Raw genomic sequence first — 11,384 nt, forward strand, 5'->3', positions numbered from 1 at the left:
GCTCAATTCGTCCAGCCGCGCCATTGCTGCCGGCACGCAAGGCTTTCAAGATCCGAAAATCGGCAGGCTTCGGCAAACCTTTCATCCCTCAAGATCGGATTTCAGCCGGTCGAGGATGCCGATCGCGTGCGTGGCATATTGACTGATCCAGCGGTCGTGTATGTGCTTGATCGGCAGCGCGTTGAGATGGTTCCAGCGTTCGCGCCCCTCGCGCCGCGCCACGACCAGGTCGGCCTCCTCCAGCACCTTCAGGTGCAGCATGACCGTGCAACGGTCCATGTCGGGGAAGGCATCGCACAACATGCCGGTGGTCTGCGGCGCATCCTTCAGCCGGTCGAGCAACGCACGCCGGCGCGGATGCGCCAGCGCCTTGAAAACATTGTCGTCCCGCGATTGGCTTGACATGTTATATTTCTATAACATATCATTGAGCCATTCAAGGAAGGAGCTGTGGATATGTCTCTTGGATTCAGGGTTTCTGGCCGCATCGGCAAACCCGTCGCCGAAGTCTTCGATGCGGTCGTCAATCCGAAGAAACTTAGCGGCTACTTCACCACGATCGGCGGCGCCAGCGCACTGCTGGTGGCGGGTGCCACCGTCATCTGGTGGGGCAAGGTTCCCGTCGAGGTCGACGAGGTGAAGAAAGACAGCCGCATCGTGCTGCGCTGGGATGCCACCGACGTCGACGGCAAGCCAGCCTACAAGACTCGCATCGAGATGAATTTCGAGCCGCTCGACGATGGCGGCACCTTCGTCACCATCGCCGAAACCGGCTGGCACGAGGACGCGGTCGGCCTGAAGAAATCCTACCTCAATTGCGAGGGCTGGTCGCAGATGCTGGCCTGCATGAAGGCCTATGTCGAATACGGCATCAATCTGCGCGACGGCTATTTCCGCAGCGAGATGAAGGGCGAGCCGGCCAACGAGAACAACATCTGAGAGCAAATGGAGTAAGAATGACCGCGAAGATCACCGGCGGCATCAACATCGCGATGAAGGTCCCGCCGCATCAATACCAGGCAACGGTCGCCTTCTATCGCGACGTCATCGGCCTGAAGCCATTCACCGCCAAGCCGCCGGCCGTCGGCTTCGAACTCGGTCCCAATCGGCTGTGGATCGACGAGGCGCCGATGATGAGCCAGGGCGAGATCTGGCTGGAACTGTTCACCGATGATTTTCCGGCCGCTGCGGAGCATCTCGCCGAGGCCGGTGTCGTGCGCTGCGATGCCATCGAGGCACTGGGTGAAGGCTTTCGCGGCGGCTGGATCACCAACCCGACCAACATCATTCACCTGGTGCGCGAACCGGATGCCTGGTGAACAGGGCGGCGCCGTGGAAAGGAGGATGAAAATCCGCGAAACACCGACCGCCGAAGCCGGCATGCTGATAAGGCGGCCGGTCGCCGACGTATTCGAAGCCTTCGTCGATCCGGCGATCACGACGAAGTTCTGGTTCACCCATGGCAGCGACAGGCTGGACAGCGGCAACAAAGTTCGCTGGGAATGGCGCATGTATGGCGTCTCGACGACGGTCAATGTCAGTGAGATCGCCGATAACAAGAAGATCGTCATGCAATGGAGCGATCCGCCGACTACGGTGGTCTGGACTTTCGAGGAGATGCCGGGCAACACGACCTTTGTCGAGGTCCGCAATTTCGGCTTTGCCGGCAGCCCTGACGAGCAGGTCAAGCAGGCGATCGGCTCGACCGGCGGTTTTGCGCTGGTGCTCGCCGGCGCCAAGGCGTGGCTGGAGCAAGGCGTGATGCTCGGCCTGATCGGCGACCGCCACCCGAAGGACGTTCCAGCAAATTAAGTAACGGCGAGCCAAGATCGGCTGGCAACAGACCGCGAATGCTCAGGAACGCCGCTTTTCCTGCTCTAGCACATGACGGCGGAGCACGCGGTTGATCTCCGTTTGATAGCCACCGCCTTCGACATGCTCCTTGAACCAGGACAGCACATCAGCGTCAAGCCGAATGGTCACCGGCTGCTTTAGTGGCCGGTAGAGGTGCCCTCGGCGAGCATGAACCCAATTCTCGGCCGAAGTTTCCGGAATGTCGGACGTGTCAATTTCGCTGTCAGGCAAATCTGCCAAATTGGCGAGCTGGTTGCGCTGATCTTGGCTAAGTTCCTTCCTGCTCATAGCGCCTCCTTTCATGCGGCGTTGCTTTCCGGGCACCGACAATCCGAATTCGTTCTTCATCTTCGACATCGGGATAAGTGCGAACAACGAGCAGTACCACCAGCCCTTGGATCATCGCGATCGCATGCCAACTTTGCTCGTCATCTTCAAACCGGTCAGGCACAATCAGATGAAGCGGATCCTTGAAGACATCTTTGGCGAGATCGAACGCAACACCATGCTTGGCACGGTTGCGCTTGGCCTTCTCGGGATCCCATTCAAATCGCAATATGGCGGCACCGTGATTTACAAAATTGTACGCACAATTCTGTAAGAGTCAAGTCAGTGCCCGCCGCCCTTTGCCTTCTTCCGGCGCCGCGCCAGCATGTTGAGCCCTTCGACCAAGGCCGAAAAACCCATGGCGGCGTAGATGTAGCCTTTCGGCACGTGGTAACCCATGCCATCGGCGATCAGCGTCATGCCGATCATCAGCAGGAAGCCGAGCGCCAGCATGACGATGCTGGGGTTCCTGGCGATGAAATCGGCCAGCGGCCCGGCCGCCAGCATCATCACGCTCACCGCCACGATCACCGCGATGTACATGATCGCGATTTCGTCGGTCATGCCGACGGCGGTGATGATCGAGTCGATCGAGAAGACGAGGTCGAGCAGCAATATCTGGAAAATCGCGCCGGCCAGCGAAAGCTGCAGCGTCTCGCCCATCATGGTGTCTTGGTGATCATCGAGATCAACCGTGTGGTGGATCTCCTTGGTCGCCTTCCAGACGAGAAACAGGCCGCCGGCGATCAGGATCAGGTCGCGCCATGAAAAGCCGTGGCCGAAGGCGGTGAATATCGGCGTCGTCAGTTGGACGATGATCGAGATGGTGGCCAGCAGGATCAGCCGCATCACCAGCGCGGCGGATATGCCGAGCCGCCGGGCGCGGGCCCGCTGCGCTACCGGCAATTTGTTGGTCAGGATCGAGATGAAGATCAGATTGTCGATGCCGAGCACGACCTCCAGCACGACCAGCGTCAGCAGCGCGATCCATGCCGTCGGGTCGGAGACAAAGGCGAAATGCGGCGCCAGGAATTCGACTAGCTGCATGGAGGTCGTCCCCTCTACGATCTAGAGCAGTTTCGCCGGCAATTGGGTACTGCAAGCGTCCATATCAATGTCACGACCAGAAGGATGGCGCCGTTTCCTCCAGCCGCGGGCCGCGGCGAAACGGCGCGATCCGTTCGGTCAGGCCGCTACGGTCGGAAATGTCGACGCCGACGCCGCACAATGTCGCCGGTCCGGTCGACGCCTCGAAGCGGCCTTTCGGCACCTTGGACAGGAACCGGTTGAGCGGCTCCTCCTTGTCCATGCCGAGCGAGGAATCGTAATCGCCGCACATGCCGGCATCGGAAATATAACCGGTGCCGCCATTGAGGATCTGGTGATCGCCGGTCGGCTGATGCGTGTGGGTGCCGACAACAAGGCTGGCACGGCCGTCGACAAAGTGGGCGAAACACATTTTTTCCGAGGTCGCCTCGGCATGGAAATCGATGACGATCGCATCGGCCTGCTCACCAAGCGGACAAGCGGCAAGTTCGCGCTCGCCGGCCTGGAACGGATCGTCGAGCTCGGGATGCATGAACACCCGGCCCATGATGTTGGCGACCAGCACGCGCGCGCCGTTCCTGGCGATGTAGACGCCTGAGCCGCGCCCCGGCGTACCCTTGGGGAAATTGGACGGACGCAGGAAGCGCTCTTCGCGCGGCGCGAAAATCAGCGCATCGCGCTGGTCCCAGACATGGTTGCCGGTGGTGACGACATCGGCGCCGGCCGAGATCGTCTCGCGAAAAATTTCCTCGGTGATGCCGAAGCCGCCGGCGGCGTTCTCGCCATTGACGATGACGAAGTCGAGTTTGAAATCCGAGATCAGGCCGGGCAGTTGTTCCCACACCGCCGTACGTCCTGTCTTGCCGACCATGTCGCCGAGGAAGAGAAGTCTCATATAAGCGTGATCCCAAACCGAAGGTCAGCGAAGCAAAAAGCTGCATGACTTTCGGAAAAGACCATGCGTCCAGGAACTTATCTACAATTTCGGCGCGAACCGGCGCAACCCGCTCTCGGTGAGTATTTCCGGAATGATCACGTCATGCGGCTCGTCCGGCACCAGGGCCACCTCCTGGCAGTCGAAGGCAATGCCGATCAGCCGCGGCTGCTGTCCCTTGTCGGCCAGCCGCGCGATCGCCCGGTCGTAATAGCCGGCGCCGTAACCGATGCGGTGGCCGCGCGCATCGAAGGCGGCAAGCGGCACCAGCATCATTTGGGGATCGAGCACCTCGGCTTCCTCATGCGGCCCGACGGTGCCGAAGCCCATGTCGATCATCGGCGCGCCGCGCACCAGTTCGCGAAAAACGATGGTGGTCTTGTTGAGGATGGCCGGCAGGCAGAGTCTTGCCCCCTTTTCGCGCAAGGCAAACATCAGCGGCCGGACGTCGACTTCCGAGCGCATCGGCCAGAAGCCTGAGACGATCTGGGCCGGCTCGACGGTGATCCGGTCGCGCGCCGTCTCGGCCATTTCGAGTGCTGCCTCCACCCGCCAGAAAGGATCGAGCGCGTCGCGGCGCCCGAGGGCTTGGTTGCGGAGAGTTTTTTTCAGGTCTTTTGGGGATGTCATGCGCCGACGTTAGAAAAGGTCAGATTTGGATGGAGTTTTACGAGCGACGTTTTGGAGGAGCGGGGCGAACTTCGTTCGTGAGAGCACCGCACAAAGCGGCGCGACGACAAGATCCGCCAGACATTGCCTTTTCGACAGGTGACGATCCACACAACCGGTGGAGAGAGCGATCCCGGGAACCTACAAAGTAGGTGGGCGCCGTATGAGAAAACCCACGGGTCTTCCCAGGGACAGCTCCCTAGGGATCATTAAGGCCCCGGGGAAAATGTTCTCCTGCCGGGAAGCGCAGACCGTCTCCGCCAATATAGGCAGACGGCAGACCAAGCGCCAGAGAGACGACAAGTTTCGAGTCTTAAATCGACGCAGAACCGCTCGACGAGGGTCGCGCCGGCAAGATCCCCGCTTTGCCAGCAGCGCCTTGCACAGCGAAGGCCGCCTCCTTAGGGTCGCGCGATGAACCCGGGAGCAAAAATGCGTTTTGAAGGCACGGCAGCCTATGTCGCCGACAAGGATCTGATGGTGGCGGTCAACGCGGCGATCGCGCTCGAGCGGCCGTTGCTGGTCAAGGGCGAGCCCGGTACCGGCAAGACCGAACTTGCCCGCCAGGTGGCGGCGGCGCTCGGCCTCGATCTGATCGAATGGCACGTCAAATCGACCACGCGGGCGCAGCAGGGCCTCTATGAATATGATGCCGTCTCGCGGCTGCGCGACAGCCAGCTCGGCGACGAGCGCTTCAACGACATCCGCAATTACATCAAGCGCGGCAAGCTGTGGGACGCCTTTGCTGCCGGCAAGAAAGTCGTGCTTCTGATCGACGAGATCGACAAGGCCGATATCGAGTTCCCCAACGATCTGTTGCAGGAACTGGATCGGATGGAGTTCTTCGTCTACGAGACCGGCGAGACCATCCGTGCCACAGTCCGGCCGATCGTCATCATCACCTCCAACAACGAAAAAGAGCTGCCGGACGCCTTCCTGCGCCGCTGCTTCTTCCACTACATCCGCTTTCCCGACGTCGAGACGCTGCACAAAATCGTCGACGTGCACTATCCCGGCATCAAGCAGAACCTGGTGCGCGCCGCACTCACGCAATTCTATGAAATCCGTGACGTGCCGGGCCTCAAGAAGAAGCCGTCGACCTCCGAGGCACTCGACTGGATCCGCCTGCTGGTCGCCGACGAGATCGCGCCCGAGGACCTGCGCGCCGACCCGAAGAACGTGCTGCCCAAGCTGCACGGCGCCTTGCTGAAGAACGAACAGGACGTGCATCTGTTCGAGCGCCTGGCCTTCATGGCGAGACGGCAGGGATGAGGGGCCGGTCGGCCGGAAGCCCACGAAGTCACCGGACAGCGCTTTCCCGGTGCTGGACCGTTGCCTCTAGCCGGGCACGGAGGCAGCTTCAGGTTGCCGACTTCAGAGGGAAACGAAATGACCGAGATCACCATCCGCCCATTGGCGCAATCTCACCACGCCGATTGGCGGCGTCTTTGGACCGCCTATCTCACCTTCTACGAAACCAAGCTGCCGGAAGAGGTTTACGCCGTCACCTGGAAGCGGCTGTTCACGGCGGGCGAGTTCGAGCCGAAAGGCTTCATCGCCACCCTCGACGGCAAGGCCGTCGGCCTGACGCACTATCTCTACCATCGCTCCTGCTGGTCGCAGATAAACAACTGCTATCTGCAGGACCTGTTCGCCGACCCCGATGTACGCGGCAAGGGCGTCGGCGCCGCCCTGATCGAAGCGGTCAAGCAGGAAGCCGGCAAGGTCGGCGTCAAGAACGTCTACTGGATGACCCACGAGACCAACGCCACCGCACGCAAGCTCTACGACCACGTGGCGCGGCGGACCGGCTTCATCGAATACGATCTGCTATGATGAAGCCAACGATTGAAATAATCACCTGTGCGCAATATATTGCGCATGATCAGGGGCGACAGTGCCGCTGATCGAGACCAACACGCGCAAGATTGTCACGAGGCTTTTACGTGACGGCTGGGTGAACGTAGGCGGCGGCAAACACGAGAAGTACGAGCATCCGGAAAGGCCGGAGATCATGATTATCGTGCCGCGGCATCGCGAACAATCTCTGGGTGTTGCGCGGTCGATCGCCCGGCTTGCTGGATGGATTTAAGGACGAATCATGACGCACTATGTCGGAATTCTTGACGGCGCAGATGAAGTCTGGGGAGTGCGGGTGCCTGATCTTCCCGGATGTCACGGCGGTGGCGCAAGTCCCGAAGAGGCGATAGCCGATGCGACTTCTGCCGTTCGCGAATGGGCAGAGACACGAATGGCGAAGAACTTGCCCTTGCCCGCGGCGCGCACTGTGGCAGATCTGCTCCGACTGGGCGAAGTCGATAGCGCTGCCGGTGAATCCGCCGTGATGATCCCTGTGCTGATCGATTCCGGACGGCCTGTCCGGGCCAATCTGTCGCTCGACGCAGGTCTTTTGGCAGCAATCGACGAAGAAGCGGGTCGGCGTGGTCTGACGCGTTCCGCCTTTATCGCCAGCGCCGCACGGGAGAAGATCGAGGGACACAGATAAAGTCGGACCATGTTCATCCCCTTCTTCCTCGAACTGAAGGCAGCGCGGGTTCCGGTCTCGCTCCGCGAATATCTGTCGCTGCTGGAGGGGCTGGAGGCCGGGCTGGTCGACTATGATGTCGAGGGCTTTTACTATCTCGCCCGCGCCGCTCTGGTGAAGGACGAGCGCCACATCGACCGCTTCGACCAGGTCTTTTCGCACATCTTCAAAGGTGTCGAGGCGCTGGCTGGCGAAAAGCCGGTCGATGTCGCAAACATCCCGGAGGAATGGCTGCGGAGGCTCGCCGAAAAGCACCTGACCGATGAGGAGAAGAAGCTGATCGAGGCGCTGGGCGGCTTCGGAAAGCTGATGGAGACGCTGAAGAAGCGGTTGGAGGAGCAAAACGGCCGGCATCAGGGCGGTTCGAAATGGATCGGCACCGGCGGCACCTCGCCCTTCGGCGCCTATGGCTACAATCCCGAAGGCGTGCGCATCGGCCAGCACGAAAGCCGCAACCGCCGCGCGGTAAAAGTCTGGGACAAACGCGAGTTCAGGAATTTCGATGACGCCGTCGAACTCGGCACCCGCAACATCAAGGTCGCGCTGAAGCGCTTGCGCCGCTGGGTGCGCGAAGGCGCCGAACAGGAATTCGACCTGCCCGGCACCATCCACGCCACCGCCGAGCACGGTTATCTTGACGTTAAGACACAACCCGAACGTCGCAATGCCGTGAAGCTGCTGATGTTCTTCGATGTCGGCGGCTCGATGGACGACCATGTCAGGAGTGTCGAGGAGCTGTTTTCGGCCGCCCGCGCCGAATTCCGCCAGCTCGAATATTTCTATTTCCACAACTGCCTCTACGAGGGCGTGTGGAAGGACAATCGCCGCCGCCATGCCGAGGTGATTCCGACCTTCGATCTCCTCCATAAATATGGCCCCGACTACAAGGTGATCGTCGTCGGCGACGCCTCGATGAGCCCCTATGAGATCGCTCAACCCGGCGGCTCGGTCGAGCATTGGAACAAGGAGGCCGGCGCCGTCTGGCTCGGCAGGCTGCTGCAGCAATGGCCGAACGCCATTTGGCTCAATCCGGAAGACGCGAAGAACTGGGGTTTTACCCATTCGATTGCCATGATCCGCGATATTTTTGGCGGCCGCATGTTTCCGCTGACGCTCGCCGGCCTCGAAGCCGCGACGAAGCAACTTTCAAGGAAGCACTGAATGGATCCACGCAAAACAGGACGGTCGACCTGTTTCCTTTGCCTGCAATGCGGTGTCCAGTTCGCGGCGACAGCGACGCCGCCGCGACATTGCCCGATCTGCGAGGACGAGCGGCAATATGTGCGCTGGGAAGGTCAGGCCTGGACCACGCCGGAAGAGCTCGCCGCCGGCCATCGGGTCGTGATCAAGGATGATGCCGGCGTGCTCGCCTTCGGCATCGAGCCACGCTTCGCTATCGGCCAGCGCGCATTGCTGGCGCAAACGCCGCACGGCAATGTGCTGTGGGACTGCATCTCGATGGTCAGCGACGAGGCGGTGGCCGAGATCAACCGCCGGGGCGGCCTGACCGCCATCGCCATTTCGCACTGCCATTATTATTCGGCAATGGTCGAATGGAGCGGGGCGTTTGGCGGCGTGCCGATTTATCTGCACGCCGATGATCGTCAGTGGATCATGCGGCCGCATCCGGCAATCATCAGTTGGGAAGGCGAGATGCGCGCCATAAACCCGTCGCTGACGCTCATCCGCTGCGGCGGCCACTTTGCCGGTGGCCAGGTACTGCACTGGAAGCGCGACCGCGGCAATGCCATCCTGGCCGGCGACATCCTGCAGGTGACGCCGACCCGCCGTCATGTCAGCTTCATGTACAGCTATCCGAACTATATCCCGCTCAACGCGACGAAAGTGCTCGGCATCAAGGCCGCGCTGGAGCCTTTCGCGTTCGACCATATCTACGGCGCATGGTGGAACCAGAACGTCATCGGAGATGCAAAGGCAGCATTTTCAGCATCGGTTGCGCGCTATCTCGCGGCCATCGCCTGAGGGATTCTTCGCAGCAGGATAGGAAATACGAGCAAACGCCGTAACAAATGCCTATTTCAGGCGAAGTTGCGAAGGCAACCCAAATAGCGACATAAGCTAAGAGGAAAAAATGGACAGCCACACCTACCCCGTTACCCGCACCGATGCCGAATGGCGCGCCCGGCTGACGCCTGAGCAATATGCGGTGATGCGCAACCACGGCACCGAGCGGCCGGGAAGCTGCGCCCTGCTGCACGAGAAGCGCGCCGGCACCTTCTCCTGCGTCGGCTGCGACCAGCCCTTGTTTGAATCCAAGCTGAAATTCGAGAGCGGCACCGGCTGGCCGAGCTTCAACGACCCAGTGCCGGGTTCGGTCGAGACCACCGTCGACCGCAGCTACGGCATGGTCCGCACCGAATGCCATTGCGCCCGCTGCGGCAGCCATCTCGGCCATGTCTTCGAGGACGGCCCGCCACCGACCGGTCTGCGCTATTGCATCAACGGCGTGGCGCTCAAATTCGAGCCGGCCGCCTGATCGTCAGGCCACAACCACCAGGATCAGCCACAACGTGGCGCCAAGAGTCATCAGCGAGGCCATGACGCCACTCGATTTTCCGGCAGTTCGCCAAACGGCAAAGGTCAGGAAGATATTGTAGGGAACCGGCGCGAAATGTACCGCCAGGACGAGCGCAAGCGGCAGCTTCAATCCTAGCAGAATGAGCGCCGCCACCGACGACGCGACGTTGATCGCTGTGCCGACAACGACCAGGTCGCGCCAGAACAGCCGATCGAGCGGCACGCCGCCGAACCAGCGTGAGCGGAAGAAAGCGGCAACGCGCGACATGATCGTCATCGATCGACCGGCTCCCTGGCTGCTCACCAGAGCAACCCTTCCACAAGGATTGCGTCTGGAAACCCTGCTTTATTCCTGACCCAGAACGTCGGCAATCGCGCGCTCGAAACGTGAGGCTTCCGTCACCAGCCAGTCGGTCATCGCCGGCCAATTGTCCTCGGCAAAACAATTCACCCGCCACATCGAATTGATGCCGAGGCCGTCGCAACTTTGTTCTGGCCTGAGCTTCAGCCTGTCTTCGATGGCCGGCTGGAACGGCTTCAACCGCGACCAGGCTTGCGTGGCACCGAACTTCTCGTTGCGGCCGAAGAAGACGCCGACATGATTGTGCGCAGGCGCGACGTACATGGAAAGGACCAATGCGAAATCGGGCAGCCCACGCTGCCAGAACCACGGTCCGCGCCTCGCCAACAGAGCCCTTTCATCCGGATGCCGTTCCGCGAACAGCGTCCAGAAGCTGCGTTGGCGGAATTCAGAGGCGCGGCGGGCGCCAAAATCGAATTCGCTCATGGCTGGAATCCATGGTCAGAACCGCTTCTCCCGCGATCGTCTCCGGCGCCGAGGCCGGCCTTTACACCATGCCGAGCGCAGCCTTGTACAGATCGAGGATGGATTCCTCTTCCTGCCGCTCGGCCTGGTCCTTCTTGCGCAGCCGGATGATCGACCGCATCGCCTTGGTGTCGAATCCGGTGCCCTTGGCCTCGGCGAACACTTCCTTGATGTCGTCGGCAATCGTCTTCTTCTCTTCCTCGAGCCGCTCGATTCGTTCGATGAAGGCGCGCAGCTGGCCGGCGGCAACAGTCTGGCTGGTCTCGGTGATGTCGTCGGCCATATTCTTCTCTCCGCGTCGTTTCTCGCCGCGACTCGGGGTGACCCGAGCGGGCGAATTGCAGCGGTTCGATGCCCGACCGGGCGCGGCGGGTCAAGGTACTATCGATGCGGCATGAAGGGCTGCTGCCAGGCGCCGACAAGTCTCTCTGATGCCGGCCTGTTTCACCCGAACGCGATCAGCAGATCCTTGGCATCGATCTGGTCGCCGGCCTTGACCAGCACCTCGGCTATGGTGCCGTCGCGTTCGGCATGCAACGCCGTTTCCATCTTCATCGCTTCGATCGACAGCAGCACGTCGCCGGCCTTCACCGCCTGGCCGGCAGCGACCGCAAGCGCCGAGACGACGCCAGGCATCGGCGCGC

Annotated in this window: 20 protein-coding genes and 1 other RNA gene; 10 read left to right on the plus strand and 11 right to left on the minus strand. The window is 61.1% G+C overall.

Annotation, left to right across the window (positions count from 1 at the left end):
• Positions 1–81: 81 nt before the first annotated feature.
• Positions 82–405, minus strand: a complete 324-nt coding sequence (locus NKH93_RS22055; protein ID WP_352471223.1) for an ArsR/SmtB family transcription factor — start codon at positions 403–405, stop codon at positions 82–84.
• 51 nt (positions 406–456) lie between these two features.
• On the opposite strand from NKH93_RS22055, the gene NKH93_RS22060 reads away from it, so the two are divergent.
• From NKH93_RS22060 to NKH93_RS22070, 3 genes are read left to right on the plus strand one after another with little or no spacing between them, the layout of a single operon-like run.
• A complete protein-coding gene (locus tag NKH93_RS22060) occupies positions 457–939 on the plus strand; it encodes an SRPBCC domain-containing protein (protein ID WP_352972053.1) in 483 nt (160 codons plus the stop codon).
• A gap of 17 nt (positions 940–956) precedes the next feature.
• Positions 957–1,319, plus strand: a complete 363-nt coding sequence (locus NKH93_RS22065) for a VOC family protein (RefSeq protein ID WP_352972055.1) — start codon at positions 957–959, stop codon at positions 1,317–1,319.
• 25 nt (positions 1,320–1,344) lie between these two features.
• Positions 1,345–1,812, plus strand: coding sequence for an SRPBCC family protein (locus tag NKH93_RS22070; RefSeq protein ID WP_352972057.1), 468 nt, complete (start codon positions 1,345–1,347; stop codon positions 1,810–1,812).
• 42 nt (positions 1,813–1,854) lie between these two features.
• Here NKH93_RS22070 and NKH93_RS22075 read toward each other — a convergent pair whose 3' ends face one another.
• The 6 genes from NKH93_RS22075 to ssrS form a co-directional block, all read right to left on the minus strand.
• The gene (locus NKH93_RS22075; RefSeq protein WP_352450852.1) at positions 1,855–2,142 is read right to left on the minus strand and encodes a BrnA antitoxin family protein; all 288 of its coding nucleotides are present in this window, start codon (positions 2,140–2,142) and stop codon (positions 1,855–1,857) included.
• Positions 2,123–2,410: a BrnT family toxin gene (locus tag NKH93_RS22080; protein ID WP_352972058.1), complete on the minus strand. Its 288-nt coding sequence runs from the start codon at positions 2,408–2,410 to the stop codon at positions 2,123–2,125. The genes NKH93_RS22075 and NKH93_RS22080 overlap by 20 nt, the downstream gene beginning before the upstream one ends.
• Positions 2,411–2,463: 53 nt before the next feature.
• Positions 2,464–3,228 (minus strand): TerC family protein, encoded by a 765-nt coding sequence (locus NKH93_RS22085; RefSeq protein WP_352972060.1) that lies wholly within the window; start codon positions 3,226–3,228, stop codon positions 2,464–2,466.
• A gap of 70 nt (positions 3,229–3,298) precedes the next feature.
• Positions 3,299–4,123, minus strand: a complete 825-nt coding sequence (locus NKH93_RS22090) for a TIGR00282 family metallophosphoesterase (protein ID WP_023678036.1) — start codon at positions 4,121–4,123, stop codon at positions 3,299–3,301.
• 81 nt (positions 4,124–4,204) lie between these two features.
• Positions 4,205–4,792, minus strand: coding sequence for a 5-formyltetrahydrofolate cyclo-ligase (locus NKH93_RS22095; protein WP_352450855.1), 588 nt, complete (start codon positions 4,790–4,792; stop codon positions 4,205–4,207).
• A 139-nt stretch (positions 4,793–4,931) separates the two neighbouring features.
• A non-coding RNA gene (gene ssrS, locus NKH93_RS22100) (6S RNA) lies at positions 4,932–5,087 on the minus strand.
• A 176-nt stretch (positions 5,088–5,263) separates the two neighbouring features.
• Here ssrS and NKH93_RS22105 point away from each other — a divergent pair.
• The 7 genes from NKH93_RS22105 (at position 5,264) to msrB (ending at position 9,873) form a co-directional block, all read left to right on the plus strand.
• Entirely contained in the window at positions 5,264–6,103 is an 840-nt protein-coding gene (locus NKH93_RS22105; protein WP_352471229.1) for an AAA family ATPase, read from the plus strand.
• Between the two features lie 117 nt (positions 6,104–6,220).
• Positions 6,221–6,667, plus strand: a complete 447-nt coding sequence (locus NKH93_RS22110; protein WP_352768400.1) for a GNAT family N-acetyltransferase — start codon at positions 6,221–6,223, stop codon at positions 6,665–6,667.
• A 61-nt stretch (positions 6,668–6,728) separates the two neighbouring features.
• Entirely contained in the window at positions 6,729–6,923 is a 195-nt protein-coding gene (locus tag NKH93_RS22115; protein WP_126104508.1) for a type II toxin-antitoxin system HicA family toxin, read from the plus strand.
• Between the two features lie 9 nt (positions 6,924–6,932).
• A complete protein-coding gene (locus NKH93_RS22120) occupies positions 6,933–7,337 on the plus strand; it encodes a type II toxin-antitoxin system HicB family antitoxin (RefSeq protein WP_254816428.1) in 405 nt (134 codons plus the stop codon).
• Positions 7,338–7,346: 9 nt separating this feature from the next.
• A complete protein-coding gene (locus NKH93_RS22125; protein ID WP_352768403.1) occupies positions 7,347–8,537 on the plus strand; it encodes a vWA domain-containing protein in 1,191 nt (396 codons plus the stop codon).
• Entirely contained in the window at positions 8,538–9,359 is an 822-nt protein-coding gene (locus NKH93_RS22130) for an MBL fold metallo-hydrolase (RefSeq protein ID WP_352768406.1), read from the plus strand.
• Between the two features lie 109 nt (positions 9,360–9,468).
• Positions 9,469–9,873: a peptide-methionine (R)-S-oxide reductase MsrB gene (msrB, locus tag NKH93_RS22135; RefSeq protein ID WP_027152870.1), complete on the plus strand. Its 405-nt coding sequence runs from the start codon at positions 9,469–9,471 to the stop codon at positions 9,871–9,873.
• A gap of 3 nt (positions 9,874–9,876) precedes the next feature.
• On the opposite strand, the gene NKH93_RS22140 is transcribed toward msrB, so the two are convergent.
• From NKH93_RS22140 to NKH93_RS22155, 4 genes are all read right to left on the minus strand, one after another.
• The gene (locus tag NKH93_RS22140) at positions 9,877–10,191 is read right to left on the minus strand and encodes a hypothetical protein (protein WP_023678043.1); all 315 of its coding nucleotides are present in this window, start codon (positions 10,189–10,191) and stop codon (positions 9,877–9,879) included.
• Positions 10,192–10,260: 69 nt separating this feature from the next.
• Positions 10,261–10,701 (minus strand): hypothetical protein, encoded by a 441-nt coding sequence (locus NKH93_RS22145; RefSeq protein ID WP_352683328.1) that lies wholly within the window; start codon positions 10,699–10,701, stop codon positions 10,261–10,263.
• A gap of 61 nt (positions 10,702–10,762) precedes the next feature.
• On the minus strand, positions 10,763–11,023 hold the full coding sequence (locus NKH93_RS22150; RefSeq protein WP_023719653.1) for a DUF2312 domain-containing protein: 261 nt from the start codon (positions 11,021–11,023) through the stop codon (positions 10,763–10,765).
• Positions 11,024–11,184: 161 nt separating this feature from the next.
• On the minus strand, positions 11,185–11,384 hold a 200-nt coding region (locus NKH93_RS22155), incomplete at its 5' end, for a biotin/lipoyl-containing protein (protein ID WP_352972062.1).

It is taken from the genome of Mesorhizobium sp. M0954 (genome assembly GCF_040319155.1).
Lineage (GTDB): Bacteria > Pseudomonadota > Alphaproteobacteria > Rhizobiales > Rhizobiaceae > Mesorhizobium.